This window comes from Solidesulfovibrio sp. C21, assembly GCF_047785625.1.
Taxonomy (GTDB): Bacteria; Desulfobacterota; Desulfovibrionia; order Desulfovibrionales; family Desulfovibrionaceae; genus Solidesulfovibrio.
The window spans coordinates 59,432-78,297 of sequence record NZ_JBLODY010000007.1 but is presented as its reverse complement, the minus strand read 5'-3'; the positions used below and the strand labels follow the sequence as shown (position 1 = coordinate 78,297).

The window sequence follows — 18,866 nt, the reverse complement described above, 5'->3', positions numbered from 1 at the left end:
GGCCGTTCAGGAAACGTCGCGCACGTTTTTCCGCCAATGCTTTTTGATCCAGGCATCTTTCGAACCACCGGGAAATCCTTGCATGATCGATTCCAATTCCTTGGCCGTAAGCGCGTCACGGTATTGCTCGAACCGGACGCTTTCAAGGGTTTCCAGCGCCTCTTTGCGGCGACGCAAGGCGGCAACGGCGGCTTCGGCCTCGGCCTCCTCCCTGGAGACGTATTCCGGATGCGCCCGCAACACGCCCCAGCGGGCCAGGGCGGTAAAAATATACGCGGGCACGCTCCGCACCGGTTCGCCTGTTTGCAGGTCCACGAGCTTTCCCCAAGTTTCAAGCTCCCATTCAGCCCGGTCAAGGCTTAAGGCCACCAGATCCCGCTCGAGCGCCTTGCCAAGCTTTTCCCGCGCGGCCGCAGCCTGGCCGATCTGCTCCTGACGCAACCCCGCAGCAAAAACCCGTGGCCACATGAGTTCCAGAAACGCTTCGTCCCAACCTTCCAGGGCCTGGATAGAAAGATTTTCTTTCTTTTCTATCTCAAGAGGCACAGAGAGACTGGCTGACTGGCTGTGTGGCGTATTGATGGACTGGCTTCGAGACATGCTTAAAGAGAGGTCTTGAGAGAGGTCTTTTAATTGGCTTCTTGTAAGGCTCAATGAGGGGGTTACAGTTTGGTCGCATGTATGGTCTTGTTGGTATTGCTCGATGAGCGGCTGGTTGAATACCACGCGCACGCCCTGCAGGTTGCCGTCCCGAGCCTTGCGGAAAGTTAGGAAACCCAGGGCGTCAAGACGGCGCATGATCGTGCGTACGGAGGCTTCCCGCATATCGAGGGCAGCGGCGATGTCGCGGAATTTGACGATGTAGGGCTTGGTCTGCAGGAGCAGATTCAGGACGCGGCGCTGGTTGTCGTTGAGCCGGTCGGCGACCGTGGCGCGGCCCAATGTCTGGCTTCTTGAGAGGTCTTTTTCATGGCCTATAGTTCGGCTTAAAGTAAGGTCTTCTGTGAGGTCTTGAGACTGGCTTTCCTTGAGGCTTTTTGTTTGGCTGGCTGACAGACCGGTTTTTTGATTGGCCTTTGGTGTGGCTGACAGACTGGCTGACTGCGTATGGGTGTGGCTGACCGGCGTCGTATCTGGGGGACTGACTGGTTGACTGGTCGACTGTGTGGCTGGCTGACTGGCTGGCTCCGTCATGCGCCGGGGCGAGGCCTCGGGGATCGTCGGCGATGGCGGCGCGTCCGGGGGCGGAGCCGACGTTTTGCCCGTTAAAAAGGCGATGGCGTTTTCCGGAAACGCCGTCAGGGAAGGAAAGGCGTCGAAAACCTCCTGCGGCGGGATCGTGGCAAAAGGGTCCTCGGACAGACTAGGCTTGTTTTTCGACACGAGCGATCACCTCGCGGGCCAGGGCGTGGTAGTCCAGGGCGCCGGATTTGGTGGCGTCAAACTCGAAAATGGACTTGCGGTGCGAATGCGCGCGATCGATGTCGATGTTAACCCGAATTTCCGTATCAAACACCGGGATACCCTTGGCATCGAAAAAGGCCCGGATCCGGCCCTTGTTCTTTTTGTGGGTCACGGCCCGGCCGTCGAACTTGGTCAGCACCACGCCCAAAAGCAGCAGTTTCTTGTTTTGCTGTTTGGCCTGGGACAGCACCTGGACGAAGGTGGAAAAGCCGTCCAGGGCGTACTGGTCCCCCACCGGACACGGGACGAGCACGTAGTCCGAGATGAGCAGGGCATTTCGCAGCATGGGGCCGATATTGGGCGGCGTGTCGATCAGCACGTAATCGTAGCGGCCGATGTCCTTGTCGTTTTGCAACAGCCGTGAAAACCCCAGCACCGAATCGATGCCGGCGTAGGAGCGGACTTCCCATTCCATGCAACGAATGGAATTGGGAACGATTTCAAGATGTTCCGTTTTCGTGGCGCAGGCATTGGGACTGAATGCCCCTTCGGGGTCCTCAAGCGCCTTGACCAGGCTGGAATTTTCTCGCAACCCAAAATCCGGCAAAAGGGTGGACGTCGTGTTGGATTGCGGGTCCCCGTCCACCACAAGCACGCTCGCGCCTTCACGGGCCAACCCTGCGGAAAGATTTATACAAGTTGTCGATTTTCCAACCCCACCCTTATTGTTGCCCACGGTAATAATGATGGGTCCTGCCATTTTCACTCCCCCCTAAATTTCCCTATCGGGCATATTTCCACCGAGGAAAATTTTTGTCAACGCAATCCATGGGATATTCCAGGCGGCCAGCCATGTTGCGTTGCCTTTAAGCGTAGCGGGAAAGGCATGACACCCGCCAGCCAGAAGCTGTCCATCAGGCGCGTTTTGCACAATTTCGCCAGGAGCCAACAAATCATCCGGGAAAAGGAGATGGTGCGCGAGGAGGGCATTGTTTTGGTCGACTCTTCTCGTTAACTTTTCTTAAAAAGTTAACGAGCCATGAATCGTATAAAAGCGCATGAATTGATGGTGTTAGGCGTATTTTGAGGCCAGGCGCCTGAAAAAGACCTGCCTTGCTCATTAACTCATACTCAAATAAGGAGTAAAAGTTAAAATGCGGTGGGAGGGGAAAAATGGCCGGAAACGGAAACAGGAATCATCCCCAGCGGGGGAGCTCCATCGCCGTGGAGCCGATCAAAAGCTTGCGGGCCATCGCCACCATCAAGAAATTGCTGGCGGACAGTCCGCGCAACTACGCGCTTTTTGTGGTCGGCATCAACACGGCGCTTCGCGGCTGCGACCTGCTGTCGCTTACGGCCGGCGAGGTTCGCGCAATCCTGGCCGACCCGGACGGCGCGGCCAAACGTGAACGGAAAACCGGGAAGAAGCGGCAGTTGACCGCCAACGGCGCGGTGCGCAAGGCGATGACGGGGCTTTTGGCCACGCGGGGCTTCGCGGACGAGGAACGCTTCTTTCTGGGCCAGCGCGGGCCGATCACCAAGCAGTACCTGTGGGCCCTGGTCAAAGGCTGGTGCGGGGCCATCAACCTGCCCGGACATTACGGCGCGCACACCTTGCGCAAGACCTGGGGCTATCACCAGCGCGTGACCTTTGGCGTGGATATCCCGACGCTGATGGAAATTTTCGGGCATGCCACGCAACGCCAGACGCTCACCTACCTGTGCATCCAGCCGGAAGAAATCCGGTCGGTGTACGCCAACGAACTGTGAAGTCAGGGCAACATATCGGAAAGTGTTGGAAAATGCTGGAATACCGGCGTGCTGATGCCGGTTACACGCCGAGCCACAAGGCCAGGGAGCGGTTGACCCGAACCATGATCGCATCATCCAATTTTCCGATTACATCCCGCAGCCGATCGCGTTTGACCGCGGAAATATTGTCCACCATGATTTGCGACGTTGTTTCCAGGCCGTTTTTCGGGGTCGGATCAACGGTGATCCGAAAAAGCGGCGCATCCACCAGATGCGAGGAAAATGGACAGACGACAATGCTTGCGTGGGTCAGGTTGGCCTGGTCATGTGTGGATCACGACCGCAGGCCGCATTTTCCCGTAATAGCCGGGCATGAACACAATGGCGATTTCGCCACGCTTCATTCGGCGTCATCCCAGGCGCGCACGTCGTCCAGAAACAGCATGACATCCTTCTCCTCAGCACTCCGGCTGGCAAGCAGGGATTGCCGTCGCAACTCCTTGGCAATCTCCGGCGATCGCGTGTCCGGAACCCAGATCTGGACCGCGCGCAGTCCCTTTTGCTTCATCTTGCAGCGGTATTGCCGCATCTTCTGGCCGAGCGTGAGCGGCGTCGGTTGCATGGGGTCTCCTCCTTTCCTGGTCACGTAGTTACCACAAGGCGCATTGTCAAGAAACCGGCCTTGCCGCAAGCCCGCAGCCGGCAACGATCGCCAGTGCTCCGGCGCGTTATGGATGTCTCGCGGCGACGGACCACAAATTGGTTCCAGGCCAAATAGGCTCGGCAGGGCTTGGCTGCTTCCTTGGGCGAATCGGCCGCAGGGACGCCAGTATCCGGCTTTCGTGCAGCGATATGACCCGACCATTGATCCGGCATTTGATCCGACACATGCACCGACATATTCCAGGCAAATCCCCGCCGGTTGCGGCAGAAACCCGGGGTTTTCAAAAATTATCTGGTTAAAAATCAGCGTATTTTTTGTAAACGCAAGAGAAACCTATTGACTTTACGGTCTTATTTTAGAGAAAAAGGGGCAAAGTTTGTATAAATGCAGGGGACGTCGTGGGTACTATCATTACCATCGCCAACAACAAAGGGGGCGTCGGCAAGACGACGCTGACCTGCAACCTGGCGCATGCCCTGACCCTCAAAGGTGGCCGCGCCCTGGTCGTGGACACGGATTCCCAGTGTAATTCCACGAGCCTGCTGACAGGCAACGGCATCACCTTTCAAAATTCCCTTTACGACATACTGACCTCCCGGGATCTGGTGGCCCAAAAAGCCATCGTGGAATCGAAAATCAAGAAAGTGGACATTCTGCCCAACATCTCGGACACGGCGGTGCTGGAATACGACCTATCCCAAAACCTACCGGACAATTATTCCATTTTGCGCTCGAAACTCCGCGACTACGCCAAAAAGACCTACCAATATATCCTCATCGACACGCCGCCGAACCTTGGCTTTTTCTCCCTATCCTCCCTGTTTGCCGCGGACTTTTGCATCGTGCCCATCTCCGCCGGTTCCGCCTACAGCATCGAGGGATTGCTGCGCGTGTTGACCGTCATCGAAAAAATCCAGGAGGACGGCAACCCGGATCTGCGTTTCCTGCGCCTTCTGGTCAACAACATCGACCGCCGGACCGCCATGGGGCGGCTCATCGTTTCCGAGCTGGAAGACAATTTTCGCGGCAAGATGTTTGAAACCCACATCCCGCGCAGCACCGTCTTCGAACAGGCCGAATACACCAAGGCCACCGTTTTCGGCAGTCACTCCGCCACCTACGGCGCCAAGGCCTACCGGGAATTGGCCGCCGAACTCCGGCTTATCCTCGAAAGCCCCGAATGAGCGCCCCAGGGGAAGCCATGCCTGACGCCAAGCCCAAACACAGACGCTCCATCTTCGATACGCTCAAAAAATCGGCGGATGGCCGGCTCAGTCTGGCCGAGGCCGCGCGCATGGCCGACAAGATCAGCGTTTTTCCCACCAAGCGCCCGGAACCGGAGGCGGCTCCGGCCCAGGCAGGCCCGGATGGGTCGGGTCATGCTTCGGATCACCAGCCGGATCATTTGACGGAGCAAGAGTCGGGTCAGGTGTCGGTACCCCTGTCGGGACAGGTGACCCGACCGCTGTCGGGACAGGAGTCGGGACCCTGGTCGGATCATGAACCGACCCATGCACCAACCCATGAGCCAACCCCCAAACATGACCCGACAGGTGATCCGACTGGTGTCCCTACCAATCCCCCGGCCGATACGCTCGGGATGAAACAGATAATTAGGAGCCTGGCCGAGAACAAGCGGCGCTTCCTCCATTTCATCATCGACAACGAACCGGACGGGGACGATTACATCCTCAACCGTCACGCCGTGGCGAGAGCACTACAACTTACCGAAATTTCAGTAAAAAGGTACTTTGCCGAGTTTGCCGAACTGGGCTTTTTCCGCAAGGAGACCTACCGCCACGGCGTGTGCCAGGGACTGCGCCTGTTTCTGGTCCGCTCCCGCTGCCAGGCATTCAAGCTGCATGACCCGACACTAGATCCGACGCATGAGCCGAAGGTTGTTCCAACCATGAAGCCAATGAAGGAGCCTGAGCCGACAGGTGATCCGACCGTATATAAGGAAGATAGAAAGATAGAAAATCTATCTATCTCTTCGGAGCGCATCGCGATGACCTGGCCCAATCTGCACCGGGCAGGTTTTGACCGGGAACAATTCGAACAGATCATCGCATCCCTGGCCGAGCTTGGCAAACCCGTCGACAAGGTGGTGGGAAGCCTCGATCATGCCGAATGGGAGCTTACCCAGGGGACCATGCGCGACAAAGAGGGCCAGCCTGTGCTCGATCCGTGCTCCTGGATTTTCCGATCCCTGGCCCGCACCGGCTATTACCGCCGTCCAAAAGGGTATGTTTCGCCCGAGGAACAGGCGGCCCGGGACGCCGAGGAAGAGGCCAGGGCGGTCGCCGCGGCCTGGCGCAAGGCCGAACAGACGCAGTTCGAGACGTGGCGGGACGCGCTTTCGCCTGAGCAACTGGCCGAGGCCATGCACGGGTATCCAGGGGGCCCGAGGGATGCCTGGCTCAAGGCGGCTTGGCGCAAATCCCGGAAGTAAGAACCGCGGCAGCGCTTTTGCTGCGCGTTTTGATGCATGGGGCCTTTGGGGAGTGCAAAGAAAGACGGCAGTGAAGGGGCGAAGCGACTGTTTGGCGAGCTAGGGTGAGACCGCTGCATGAGGCGAGAAAAATGTGCTGCCGGGCCGGCGGTGGAAGGCGCTTCCCGCGACCGGCCGCAACAGTCCTGAAGGGAGGAGCATGTATCGTCTGCTCAATCTCGGCTGCGGTCGAGCCTGCCATGAAGACTGGGTCAATGTGGATTTCACGCCGCAACCACCCCGTGTGCTCGGGTATGACCTGACGCTTGGCGTTCCTTTTGCGGACGACGTGTTTGACGTCGTCTATCATTCGCATCTTTTGGAACATTTTTCACGTGTCACGGCCGTTTATTTTTTGCGGGAGTGCCTGCGCACGCTACGTCCTGGCGGCATATTGCGCGTGGCGGTCCCGGATCTCGCGGCAACGGCGCGAGCCTATCTGCTGGCGCTGGAAGCGGCCCAACGCGGCGAACCTGACGCGGATGCCCGGCATGAATGGATGACGATCGAGCTCGTGGATCAACTCGCCCGGCACCACAATGGCGGTGAAATGCTCGCCTTCTGGAAGCGGGAGCCCGTCCCGGTTCAGGATTTCATCTTGGAGCGGATGGGAGCGGAGGCGCGTGAGGCCATCCGGTCGGTCCGCCATACTCCGAATGAACCACCTTCTGCCGCCTCCCCATTGGAGGTGGGACGGTTCCGGCTTTCCGGAGAATGCCATCAGTGGATGTACGATAGCCATTCCCTGGCCAGACTTTTGCGTGAAACCGGTTTTGAGGCGGTCTGTCCTGTGTCCGCCGCAGAGTCCGCCATCCCCGATTTTATGCGCTACCATTTGGACGTCGAACCGGACGGCAGCGTACGCAAGCCGGATTCGTTTTTTATGGAAGCGCGCAAACCCGTAACGGGCGCGAAAACCACTTTCCCCAGAGTCATCAGCTTTTGCATGCAGCCAGCTGGCGGCGCCGGCGGCGCGGCATTGCGCCTGCACCAGGGGTTGCGGGATATTGGCGTTGCCTCCTGCCTGTATGTCGCCACCACTTCCTTGGGCCCGATCCCCGGCGTGGCGGTTATTCCCGCTGTCGCGGGCACCAGCCTGACGCGAGACGAACAAACCGGGCGCGTCACCAACAGCGGATGGCCGGTTTTTTTCCAGCATATGGAAAAAGGCCTTGCCGCCTATCCCGACCGTCCCCCCCATTGCGAGAATTTTTCCGATACGCTCGCGGTGACGCGGATCTCCGACATCCCCGGCACGGACATGGCCGACATTCTCCATCTGCATTGGATTGCCGGCACGGTGGATCTCACCAGGGATGTGGAATTTTTAAAAAACCGCCCCATCGTGTGGACGCTGCACGACATGAACGCCTTTACCGGTGGCTGCCATTATGCCGGGGACTGTCGCGGCTATACGCGCTATTGCGGTTCATGTCCGCAACTCGGCTCGAACGAGGAGAAAGACTACTCACGGGAAATCTGGCTGCGCAAAATGGCGGCCTACCGCGAACTGGACATCACGGTGGTCTGTCCGAGCCGCTGGTTGGCGACACAGGCCGCGCAGAGCACGCTTCTCAAAAAAAAGTCCATCTCCGTCATTCCTTACAGCCTGCCCACGGATGTGTTCAGGCCGCTTCAGGCCGCTGGCGTACGTCAGGCTCTTGACATCAAGCCGGGCGCTTTTGTCGTTCTTTTTGGCGCCGAAGCCCTGGAAACGCGGCGCAAGGGCTTTGCCGAGCTTCTGGCCGCCCTGGAAGGCGTCCCCCAGGGAGAGGCGTCCGCCGAGATCATTTTGATGACCTTTGGCGACGCCAGCCGGCTTCAACAGCTGTCCTTGCCGTTTCGTGCCGTCCACCTGGGTCGGTTGCGCACCCCAGCCGAGGTGACGCTGGCCTATAACGCGGCGGATTGTCTGGTCATAACGTCCCTTGAAGACAATTTGCCAAACGTGGTGCTGGAGGCGCTGGCCTGCGGGCTGCCGGTGGCTGGGTTCGCTACCGGCGGCATTGCGGACATGGTCCAGGACGGAGGCACGGGCCGGCTCGTTTCCACGGGGGATTGCCGGGCCTTGGCCCAGGCGCTGGCGGATTTGCGCGACATGTCTGCCGATGCGCGCAGCCGGATGCGCCGCGGCTGCCGTCAAACGGCCCTGCTCCGATACAGCATGCCGGTCCAGGCGCGGGCATATCTCGAGCTCTACAGGAGCCTTCTTACCCGGGCGCCTGTTGCGGACGGGTAAGAAGGGGCGGAGGCTCTGCAATTTTTAACGCATGGTGCTTCCAGGCATCGTCGTGGCGGGCATACCGCGCCTCCCTTTAAAACCGCATCGGATAATGTCCAACCAAGGGATTATAGCCATGGATAGAAAGCCGCTTTTTCGCCGCGCGTCCGTCAGCTTCGACAAGGACGTTCTGGCCGATCCGGCTCAGGGAATAGCTTTGGCAAGGACCCTGTGGGCGCGGCAGCGCTTTGAGATTGCCATGGACCTTTACGACCGGCTTGCCCAGGTCCACCACGACCAGGCCGTGTCCATCCTGGCCGAGGCCTATGACCGATTCCAGGAAATAACCCCCTGCACCCGCTACCGCCTGTACCAGTCGCGATTTTTCGACTTCCCCATCGCGCCCGGCGACACGGTCCTGGATATGGGCAGCGGCCATATCCAGTTTCCTTTGGCCACCCATATCGCCGACATCTCCCTGACCGACAGCGTTGACCGCCTCGGGGACGTGGACGGAAAGCCCGCCTTCGAGGTCCGCATGGAAGAGACCGGATTCGCGGACAAGCAGTTCGACTTCGTCTACTGTTCCCATGTTCTGGAGCACGCCACCGATCCCGCCGCCGCCTGCCGGGAGCTGGCCCGTATCGGCCGGCGCGGCTACATCGAGACGCCGACCAAGGGAAAGGACGCTTTTTTGGGCGGCGCCCAGGAATCCAACCATCGCTGGCATGTGGAACTGGTCTATGGCGTGCTGGTGTTCACGGAATACGAGGCGCGCGACCTGGAGGGCTTTGGCGTCGACCTGCTGCGGGACATGCACGTCGCGCCCCGCACCGACCGGGAAAAGGCCCTTTCCGCTCTGCTCTACCTTCGGGCCGATCAGTGCAACACCATGTTCGGCTGGGAAGGGACCATCCCCTGCGAAGTGCGCCGTCCCCAAAATTTCCTGGTCCAAGTCGCACCGCCGCAACCGGTCGAAAGCAAGGTCGCAGGCGCCGGGAACGTGCGCGCATCAAAGGACTCCGTCACGCTGACCGCAAAGGCGTCTGTTGTGACCTTGGCCTCCCGTTTGGAAAAACTGGCCCGCCTAGGGGCCGATCCAAAGACCCTGGACATCCTTCTTGGTGAAGTGCTCGCCGTGCTGCGCGAGTTGGTGGCTCAGCACCAATGGGACCAGGCCGTGCTGCTCGGCGCGGCGACTAAGGCCTTGCGACGGCCGGTTCGCGGCCTGGATATGTTGCGCGCCTTGACCTTCCACGGCCAAGGCTCCTTGAGCGCTGCCCGGGAGTCCCTCAAGGAGGAATTGCGCTACTTCCCGGACAACGCGCAGGCGGTGGAGCTCCTGCGGGCCGTTGAGGCCGCCGAAGCCCAGGCGGCCGCCGCCGTGGCATACGAGCCGGACCTTGCGGCCATCATGCCCGTGGTCAGGCGGTACACCATGGTGGCTCCCCCACATCTGGCCTCCCTGTTTCATTTGGCCCGCAAGGCCTGCCGCAACGATCTGCCCGGCGATTTTGCCGAATGCGGCGTGGCCGCCGGCGGCACGAGCGCAATGCTCGCCTATGCCATCAAGCGCTACAGCCAGCGCCCCCGGGTGCTGCACTGCTTTGATACGTTTTCGGGAATGCCCGATCCCGGCGACCACGACGTCCATGCCGGCACGTCGGCTCAGGACACAGGCTGGGGCGCGGGTACCTGTGCCGCTCCCGAGGATAATTTACGCGAGGCCTGCCGGGCGTTGGACGCCGAGGACATTATCCGCCCCGTCAAGGGATTTTTCCGTGACACCCTGCCCAAAGCCGCCTCCCGGATGCAGGGGCTGGCCCTTTTGCACATGGACGGCGACTGGTATGAATCCACCCGGGACATTCTGGTCAATCTTTATGACCGGATCGTTCCTGGCGGTCTGGTCCAGGTGGACGACTACGGCTATTGGGAGGGCTGCCGAAAGGCGATGACGGAATTTTTCCAGGAACGCGGACTGCGCGTACCCCTGCGTCCGATCCCCGGCGGCGGCGGCGTTTGGTTCCGCGTAACCACCTGACCCGCCGTACCGCTTGGCACCTGCCCCGATGAACACCTCGCGTGCTTTCTTTCTCTTTTTCTGAATCGACTCTGGAATTAATTGCACTGCCTTTTTTTGCTTGGCATTATTTATGCTTTAAATTGCGCGTGCAACATTTTATGTCAACTCGGTGAAAGAGAAAGATTATTTCCCCTTATCGCGGTTCCTTTTACCGTACCAGGAGAAAGCATTATGCAACAGAGCGATGCATGTATTCATCCGCTAGACCACCCGATCAGACTTGCTCAAATCGGCGCAGGCTACTGGGGACCAAACCTCATTCGGCATTTTGTGCAATCCAAGGATATTTCATCCTTTTTGATTTGCGATCAGAATCAAAAGGTTATCTCCAAGGTTCAAGAGCAGTATCCGAGCGTTCACGTTGCCGGCGACGCAAAGGCCGTGCTGTGCGATCCAGAAATCGACGCCATTGTCTTGGCGACCCCGGCAAAAACACACTACGCCATGGCCCGCGAAGCGCTGCTCCATGGCAAGCACGTGTTGGTGGAGAAGCCCCTTGCCTGCGCTTTGACGGATGCCGAAGACCTTGTGTCTCTCGCCCGGGAAAAGGGCCTCATACTGATGGTTGGGCATACGTTCTTATACAATGATGCGGTTCGCATGGTGAAAAAATATATTGATAGCGGTGAGTTGGGAGATATTTATTATATCCTTTCCCAACGCCTCAATCTTGGCCGCATTCGCGAGGACGTCAACGCTTGGTGGAATTTGGCGCCGCACGATGTTTCCATCATTTTGTACTGGCTTGGAGAAATGCCGTCAAAAGTGCAATGCAAGGGGATGCGTTTTCTTCAAGAGAATATTGAAGACGTGGTCTTTGCCAACTTTGATTTTCCCGGCGGAAAATCGGCTCACATTCATGTCAGTTGGCTCGATCCATTGAAAACAAGGCGCATGGTCATCGTCGGTTCGAAAAAAATGCTCGTTTATGACGACGTTGCGACGGAAGGCAAGATTACTATCTACAACAAAGGGATAGACAAATGTAGTGGCCTGAAAGATCTTCCGGACATCGAGTCCTATGGGCAATTCCAATTTATGCATTGGAACGGCGATATCATCATCCCGCATTTCAAATTTCGCGAGCCGCTTGGCGTGGAATGCCGGCATTTTCTGGAATGCATCCGGAACGGAACGCCTCCCTTGACGGATGGCCAGCACGGTCTTGATGTCGTAGCGGTCCTGGAGGAGGCGCAACGTTGTCTCGAGGCGGCAAGGTAAACAATATGCTTCATTCCAATTCCCCCATCACGGTTTTGATAACGTCCGCCGGCGTGGCAACCGCCTCCAACGTCATCGACGCCCTGCGCCGCGAAACCTCGCTGCCGACCAGGATCGTGGCCGTGGATATGAACCCCTACGCCGCAGGTCTTTATCGCGCCGATGTAAAGCGTCGCGTCCCTCCCTGCTCGGACCCGGGATATCTCGATGCGTTGCTCGATATCTGCCGCCAGGAGGAGGTGTTTTTCTTCCTGCCGCTTTATTCGGGTGAAATAAGTCTGGCGAGCCGCAATGTGCAACGGTTTTCAGAAATCGGCGTCAAGACGATGCTAGCTTCCGAACAGGCATCCGGCTTGTGCGACGACAAACCCCGGTTCCTCGCGTTTCTCAAGGAGCATAATTTCCCCTTCCCCCCCACCTACGACCTTGGCGGCTGTCAACAGCACGTCTTTCCAATGTTTATCAAACCAGCCTCGGGCAGTTCCTCGAAAAACGCCTACCGCCTCGACGCGCAGGCCGATCTCGACTATTTTTCGGCGAAGTATCCCCGGGCGATTCTTCAGGATTACATTGAGGGCGTGGAATATACGGTGGATTGTCTTGTCGACCGGGGTGAACTTCTGGCCTGCGTCCCCCGGTCCCGGCTCGTGGTCAAAGACGGCAAATCGATGGTGGGAAAGACGGTGGATCATCCACGCCTGCGCGAAGCCGTGGGCGAGCTGCTGCGGGCGGTCGGAATGCACGGTCCCTGCAACGTTCAGGTCATTGAGGATCGTGCGGGCCGCCTGTTTTTCATCGAAATCAATCCCAGGCTAGCGGCAGGCGGTCTTCCGCTGGCCGTCCGCGCCGGGGCCAACATCCCGGCCATGATGCTGCGTCTGGCGCTGGGGCAAAACGTCGCTCCCGTCACGGACTACCAAAGGGATCTCATCATGATCCGCTATCTGGACAATCTGTTTCTGGAAGAAGGCCCGGACGGGCTTCACCGGATTTAGGCATGGTTGAAGATCCGCTCGCCGGCTTTCAAGGCGCGCTGTTCGACCTGGATGGCGTCATTGTCCGATTGGGCGTGGATTGGGACGCCGTGCGCCGGGAGTTTGCAACGATCAAGGGCGTCGCGCCGGGGAGCAGCGTGAAGAGTGCTTTGGCCTGTGAAGAGCGGATCAGGGCGCGCATCCTTGAAATTGTCGGACGGTATGAAGATCGGGCGACAGTGTCGCCCATCCCCTCCGGCCTGTTGTTGCTGCGTGCGGCCGTGCGGCGCATGCCGGTCGGCCTGGTCAGCAACAATTTGAAGCGTACGGTGCTCCGGGCCCTGGCTTTGGCGGATGCTCCGTCCGGCATCCTGGTTTTGGGCGTTGACGACGTCGAGCTGCCCAAACCCGCGCCCGGGGGATTGTTGGTCGCCGCGCGTCATCTCGGTCTTGACCCGTCCCGGACCCTGTATGTGGGCGATGCGGAGACGGACCGGGAAGCGGCCGCCGCCGCGGGCATGGCATTTTTGCATATCGACCATCTCAAATAGGCCATCCAGAGAAGAGGCGCTGTATGAAGCTGCAAGGAAAGAACATTCTTGTTACCGGCGGAGCAGGATTTATCGGCTCCCATATCGTTGAATCCCTGCTTGCGAAGGGGGCGCGGGTCACTGTGCTGGACAACCTCCAGTTCGGTCGCAAAGAGAATCTGCGCGCCGTCCTTTCCGACATTGTCTTCGTCGAGGGCGACATCCTGGACAACGCGCTTTTGGCGCGTCTGATGCCCGGCATGGACGCCGTATCCCACCAGGCGGCCCAGCTTGAAATCCTGTTGGCCACGAGCAACCCCCTATGGGATCTCCAGGTCAATACGATTGGCACGATCAATATCCTCGAAGCGGCCAAGGCCGCTGGCGTGGAGAAAGTCGTCAACGCATCTTCGGCCTGCGTCTACGGTCAGAAAAACGGCGCCACCCGGGAAAACGACGGCCGGCACCCCAACTGGACCTATGGCGTCAGCAAACTGGCCTCCGAAGAATATTGCCGCATTTACAATGACAGCAAAGGACTGCCCACGGTGAGCCTGCGCTACGCCATCGTTTACGGCGAAAGGGAATGGTACCGCCGGGCGTTGCCTATTTTTCTCAAACGCACGATCGACGGGCGGCCTCCGGTGGTTTTTGGCGACGGCCGGCAATACCGGGACTTTATTCATGTCTCCGACATCGTGGCGCTGCACGACCGGTGCCTGGAATCCGACGCGGCCAATGGCCTCTCCCTCAACGCCTCCACCGGCAAGGGCGTTTCCATCGCCGAATTGGCGGCCCTTGTCAGCCGTTTGTTTCATACCGGCGAGGTGATCACCGAAAATTTGCCCGAAGGTGGCGTTTCGCAGTTGGTAACGGACAAAAAGCGCAATACCGACGAGCTCAAAAGTATGATTTTGGATCCCGGCGAAGCGGAAAGGCTTCTGGGCTGGAACGCCGTGATACCACTTGAGGAAGGACTGCGGCGGGAATACGAATGGGCCAGGGCCAATCCGGGACGCTGGGATTCCATCCGCTACACGGACAGCAAATGAGGCAAGCATGAGCCGGGATAAATACCGGGCGCTGGAACACAGCGCCGCAGCCTATGAAAATACCGTCATTTCGGGATGGGAAGGGCTCTATAGAGAAAAGCAACGCCGACTCATCGAGGCATTTGCGCCCTACATGCGCGGAAACAACGCCCTGGAGCTGGGCGTCGCCGACGGTGAGATGAGCGTTCGACTGGCCGCTTTTTTCCCCCGGCTCACCATTATCGACGGGTCCAAGCTGCACCTGGAGCAGGCGAAAGCGCGGCTCGCGGCAGCCGGTCATGGCCAGGTGACCGCCGTGCATGCGCTTTTCGAGGAATACGCTCCAACGGAACGGTTCGACGCCATATTCATGGCCCACGTCCTCGAACATCTCGACGACCCCGTGGCCGTGCTACGGCGCGCGGCGTCGTGGCTTACAGAATCTGGCCGGATTTTTTGCGCCGTCCCCAACGCCAATTCGCTGCACCGGCACATCGGAGTCAAACTCGGCCAGCTCGAACGGATCGACAGTCTGCATGCCCAGGATATCCTCGTCGGTCACCAGCGGGTCTACGTTCCGGATTCCTTGCGGCGGGATGTTGCGGCGGCGGGGCTGCGCCGCATCAAGTTCGGCGGGCTTATGGTCAAACCTTTGTCAAACCGGCAGATGAATGACTGGCCCCAGGAGATCCTGGAAGCGCTTTTCGCTATTTCCGAAGAATTTCCGGAGATTTGCTCCGAAATTTACGTGGTGGCGGAACAGTAGCAACTCCTCAAAAAAGCGAGACGGATTTCATGAATGTTCCATTCGTCGATTTGAGCGCCCAGTACGTCGCCATCCGCAACGAGATTCGGGAAGCCATGGATGCCGTGTTGGCCGACAGGACGTTCATCCGCGGTCCCCATGTCGCCGATTTCGAAAAGGATTTCGCCACGTTTTGCGGCGCGAACCATTGCATCGGTGTGGGGAGCGGCACCGATGCCCTGACCATCGCACTCCGAAGTCTCGGCATCGGTCCCGGACACGAAGTCCTCGTTCCCGCCAATACGTTTATCGCCACATCCGAAGCGGTTACGCTTGCCGGAGCGCATCCGGTTTTTGTGGACGTACATCCGGATACCTCCCTCATGGACCTGGATGCGGCCGAAGCGAAGATCACTTCGCGGACCCGGGCGATCATCCCGGTGCATCTGTTCGGCCAACCCGTGGACATGGCCGCCGTACGGACCCTGGCCGAAGCACGAAACCTGTTGATCGTGCAGGACTGCGCCCAGGCGCACGGCGCCACGGTGGACGGGCGGCCCCTGGCGGACTTCGGAGACGCCTGCTGCTACAGCTTTTTCCCCGGGAAAAATCTCGGGGCGTATGGCGACGCCGGCGCCATCGTCGTGAATGACCCGGAATTGGCCACACGCTGCCGCATGACGGCCAACCACGGCAGGATCGGCAAATACGACCACGAATTCGAAGGGATGAACTCGCGCATGGACGGTCTCCAAGGAGCCGTGTTGCGGGTCAAGTTGTTCCATCTGGAGGCGTGGACCGAGGCCCGCCGCGCCAATGCCGCCCGCTATGCCAAATTGCTGGCGGACGTTCCCGGTATTTCCCTCCCCGTCGCTTCACCCGGCCGTCGTCACGTCTATCATTTGTATGTCATCCGGCATCCCTGGCGCGATGCCCTCCAGGCCCATCTCAAGGCACGCGGCGTGGCCACGGGCGTACACTATCCCATCGCCCTTCCCAATCTCACGGCCTATGCCGGTTTCGGGCATAAACCCGAGGACTTTCCGGTGGCCAGCCGGTTGTCAGGCGAAATACTCTCCCTGCCCATGTACGCTGAATTGACCTCGGAACAGGCCGCCTACGTGGCCCAATGCCTTCGAGAGTTCAACCACCCGGAATAATTTTCCGCTTCGTTTCCCCCGGCTCTTCCTGTCCCTCGATTCCACGGATCACCGATGGGATGCAATGGACCTGATGCAGGGCTCCGGAACCCCCAGAGCCCAGAGGTATCCGCATCCCCCGCCCGTCTTGAAATAATTCAAATAAAGGCCCGCCACAGCGCGGCCGGTTTCATGTCCGGCCGTTGACAAGGCGCGCCTCGTGTCACGGTCATGCGTCTTCGCCATCCCCGTAATACGCCTTAAAACGACGCCATTTTATATAATGGCCTGTATTTTGCATATATACGGCTATCCATATACTGTGGATGTTTGGCGGAAAAAACGGAGTCAGCCATGGAGCGCCTTGCTTATAGAAATGGCGAATTTGAAGTGACATTCGCTTACAACGAACAAACCAAGCGGAATGAACTGTCTCTTACGAGCAAAGCGAGCGGGCGGCGTTTCGCCAAGCATACGCATTTTAACCTGCTTGATGAGCATGGAGAACTGTTGGAGGTTAAGCCAATAACGGAAGATATCGCACAGTTTATACTAAACAACTTCGAAATAAAGGGTGACACTGAATCATTTTCCATATTTAAGACTGATCTTGAACAAGGAACGATAGATCATACCCGCAAAATTACGCTTCGTCCTCAAAGTATTCTGCATAAAATAACGAAATCTGAGAATAATTATACGGCAACTGGAGCAAAACTGCATTACCATTGGCCGATATTCAAAAAATTCAAGGAAACAGGTTTCGGAAGTATTATACGCGCGACATTGACATTGCATCAAAAGTGCTCTTCGCGTTGCCATTATTGCTCGACGATTTCCAGAAATAAATCGGACAGTATCACCTTGGACGAGGCAAAACGTTTCGTCGACAAACTTTACTCCGGTCAGGCTCTCTTCAACAAAAAGCACTTCCCTGAATACAATGAACTTTATCAGCGTCACTGTGGTTCCGACATCAGGGTAAGGGGAATAATCCTTTCCGGCGGAGGGCAGCCCAACCTATGGCCCCATTTCGCGGAATTCGTTCAATGGCTTTCCGGGCTTGATATTGACCTTGGCCTCATAACCAATGGTTTTCCCAAGAGTGTTCCTGAAGAAATATATAATAGCTTTAAGTGGATACGAATTTCAATCACTCCGGAAGACGCTTCGCCGTTTTATCCCGACCAGCGCTTTGACAAGCAATATCTTCCCGCGACTATTTTGCACAACGACAAGGTAACGGTTGGCTATTCCTACGTTGTAGGGGCCTGGACCGACGACGAGATTTTTACCAGAATCAATCGCTCTCTAGATGAAAACGGCTTTCGCTATTGTCGCGTTTTAGCGGATTGCAATCTTACAAGAGAGATGCAGCTTAAGTCTCATGAAATGTTGTCTAAAAGGTTATTGCATCTCGGTTTGATTGCGGAAGATGGACAACCACTTGGGCGGATTTTTCATCAATTAAAGTATCATGGATATAAAGACGATGCTATGCGCATATGGGAACGTGGGCAATGCTATGTTCAGACGTATAATGTATTTTGGGATACGACAGATCATGACGAGAATAAATATTCGTATTGCTACCCTTGTGACTCAGTAACAGTGCTTACAGATACAAAAGATGATGGGGGCGTAATCCCTTCGGCCAGAAGATTTAACCATGCCAAATGGGGTACTGTAAAAAATACGGAAGTCGAAAAATTATATACCGAACCGGTAAAGCCTTTCTTTGACCCACGCCAAAGATGCTTGTCTTGTTTGTTCATGCGAAACAATAAGACGATTCTGGATATGATGAATTCGAATACAGATTTTTTGCCTGTGAGTACAGAGCTTGACCACGTCAATTTTCCGTAAACATTTCTTCTCTGCAACACTTAAAAAGTGAGTACGGACATGGAACAGGCAGTCAAAATAGGCCAATCTTTTGCCGATCAATTTGACGAGGATTATTTTGAACGCGGGGCGATTGTTGGCACGTCTGGCTACATAAACTATTCTTGGATGGCAGAGTTGACCATTCGGATGGCTCACTTTCTTATTATGAATTTGCCGTTGACGAAGGGCCAAAGAGTGTTGGACTATGGTTGTGCAAAAGGGTTTATGGTCAAGGCTTTGCGCCTTTTGGATATAAACGCCTATGGCGTTGATATTTCTGATTATGCAGTAAGTAATACACCAACAGATGCCAAACCGTATTGTTGTAAAATCAACAGTGTGGCCGATCCGAACTGTTTTTCCCAGGAGTATGATTGGCTCCTTTCAAAGGATGTCTTCGAACATATTTCTGTGCCTGATATTTCTTTGCTTTTGCGTCGTTGTAGAAAAAATGTGGCGAAAATGTTTATTGTCGTGCCGCTCGGTATAGATGACGTTTCAAATAAGTTTATCATTCCAGAATATGACAAGGACGTCACACATATAACCATTAAGACGGCTGCTTGGTGGAAAAGATTATTTATAAAATGTGGCTGGGAAATTGACAAATTCGATTATGCCTTCAAGGGCGTGAAAGAAAACTGGACACAGATATGGCCAAAAGGCAACGGTTTTTTCATTCTTTCCTAAGAGGATCGTGATGGGGTACACAACACGTAAT

Annotated in this window: 17 protein-coding genes; 13 read left to right on the top strand and 4 right to left on the bottom strand. The window is 57.0% G+C overall.

Annotation, left to right across the window (positions count from 1 at the left end; all coding sequences use genetic code 11):
• Positions 1–6: 6 nt before the first annotated feature.
• Positions 7–1,383 (bottom strand): hypothetical protein, encoded by a 1,377-nt coding sequence (locus ACMZ6R_RS04185; protein WP_416109628.1) that lies wholly within the window; start codon positions 1,381–1,383, stop codon positions 7–9.
• Positions 1,364–2,164: a ParA family protein gene (locus tag ACMZ6R_RS04180; RefSeq protein WP_416109627.1), complete on the bottom strand. Its 801-nt coding sequence runs from the start codon at positions 2,162–2,164 to the stop codon at positions 1,364–1,366. Before ACMZ6R_RS04180 ends, ACMZ6R_RS04185 begins: the two co-directional genes overlap by 20 nt.
• Positions 2,165–2,577: 413 nt before the next feature.
• On the opposite strand from ACMZ6R_RS04180, the gene ACMZ6R_RS04175 reads away from it, so the two are divergent.
• Entirely contained in the window at positions 2,578–3,174 is a 597-nt protein-coding gene (locus ACMZ6R_RS04175; RefSeq protein WP_416109626.1) for a tyrosine-type recombinase/integrase, read from the top strand.
• 61 nt (positions 3,175–3,235) lie between these two features.
• On the opposite strand, the gene ACMZ6R_RS04170 is transcribed toward ACMZ6R_RS04175, so the two are convergent.
• Together ACMZ6R_RS04170 and ACMZ6R_RS04165 are read right to left on the bottom strand one after the other, a co-directional pair.
• Positions 3,236–3,424 carry a type II toxin-antitoxin system PemK/MazF family toxin gene (locus tag ACMZ6R_RS04170; RefSeq protein WP_416109625.1) on the bottom strand — a complete coding sequence of 63 codons (189 nt, stop codon included), beginning with the start codon at positions 3,422–3,424 and terminating at the stop codon, positions 3,236–3,238.
• A gap of 132 nt (positions 3,425–3,556) precedes the next feature.
• Positions 3,557–3,778: an antitoxin MazE family protein gene (locus ACMZ6R_RS04165; protein ID WP_416109624.1), complete on the bottom strand. Its 222-nt coding sequence runs from the start codon at positions 3,776–3,778 to the stop codon at positions 3,557–3,559.
• A gap of 440 nt (positions 3,779–4,218) precedes the next feature.
• Between ACMZ6R_RS04165 and ACMZ6R_RS04160 the strand changes: the two genes are divergently transcribed.
• From ACMZ6R_RS04160 to ACMZ6R_RS04105, 12 genes are all read left to right on the top strand, one after another.
• Entirely contained in the window at positions 4,219–5,004 is a 786-nt protein-coding gene (locus tag ACMZ6R_RS04160; RefSeq protein ID WP_416109623.1) for a ParA family protein, read from the top strand.
• A gap of 17 nt (positions 5,005–5,021) precedes the next feature.
• Positions 5,022–6,272 carry a hypothetical protein gene (locus tag ACMZ6R_RS04155; RefSeq protein WP_416109622.1) on the top strand — a complete coding sequence of 417 codons (1,251 nt, stop codon included), beginning with the start codon at positions 5,022–5,024 and terminating at the stop codon, positions 6,270–6,272.
• Positions 6,273–6,471: 199 nt separating this feature from the next.
• Positions 6,472–8,550: a glycosyltransferase gene (locus ACMZ6R_RS04150; RefSeq protein ID WP_416109621.1), complete on the top strand. Its 2,079-nt coding sequence runs from the start codon at positions 6,472–6,474 to the stop codon at positions 8,548–8,550.
• Positions 8,551–8,668: 118 nt separating this feature from the next.
• Positions 8,669–10,576, top strand: a complete 1,908-nt coding sequence (locus ACMZ6R_RS04145; RefSeq protein WP_416109620.1) for a class I SAM-dependent methyltransferase — start codon at positions 8,669–8,671, stop codon at positions 10,574–10,576.
• 213 nt (positions 10,577–10,789) lie between these two features.
• Complete coding sequence (locus tag ACMZ6R_RS04140; RefSeq protein WP_416109619.1) at positions 10,790–11,839, top strand: Gfo/Idh/MocA family protein; 1,050 nt, start codon at positions 10,790–10,792, stop codon at positions 11,837–11,839.
• 5 nt (positions 11,840–11,844) lie between these two features.
• Positions 11,845–12,834, top strand: coding sequence for an ATP-grasp domain-containing protein (locus tag ACMZ6R_RS04135; RefSeq protein ID WP_416109618.1), 990 nt, complete (start codon positions 11,845–11,847; stop codon positions 12,832–12,834).
• Between the two features lie 2 nt (positions 12,835–12,836).
• Entirely contained in the window at positions 12,837–13,364 is a 528-nt protein-coding gene (locus ACMZ6R_RS04130) for an HAD-IA family hydrolase (RefSeq protein ID WP_416109617.1), read from the top strand.
• A gap of 23 nt (positions 13,365–13,387) precedes the next feature.
• Positions 13,388–14,395 (top strand): NAD-dependent epimerase/dehydratase family protein, encoded by a 1,008-nt coding sequence (locus ACMZ6R_RS04125; protein WP_416109616.1) that lies wholly within the window; start codon positions 13,388–13,390, stop codon positions 14,393–14,395.
• Between the two features lie 7 nt (positions 14,396–14,402).
• Positions 14,403–15,140: a class I SAM-dependent methyltransferase gene (locus ACMZ6R_RS04120; RefSeq protein ID WP_416109615.1), complete on the top strand. Its 738-nt coding sequence runs from the start codon at positions 14,403–14,405 to the stop codon at positions 15,138–15,140.
• Positions 15,141–15,169: 29 nt separating this feature from the next.
• Positions 15,170–16,279, top strand: a complete 1,110-nt coding sequence (locus ACMZ6R_RS04115) for a DegT/DnrJ/EryC1/StrS family aminotransferase (RefSeq protein WP_416109614.1) — start codon at positions 15,170–15,172, stop codon at positions 16,277–16,279.
• A 333-nt stretch (positions 16,280–16,612) separates the two neighbouring features.
• On the top strand, positions 16,613–18,124 hold the full coding sequence (locus tag ACMZ6R_RS04110) for a hypothetical protein (RefSeq protein WP_416109613.1): 1,512 nt from the start codon (positions 16,613–16,615) through the stop codon (positions 18,122–18,124).
• Positions 18,125–18,163: 39 nt separating this feature from the next.
• Entirely contained in the window at positions 18,164–18,835 is a 672-nt protein-coding gene (locus ACMZ6R_RS04105) for a class I SAM-dependent methyltransferase (protein WP_416109612.1), read from the top strand.
• Positions 18,836–18,866: the final 31 nt, after the last annotated feature.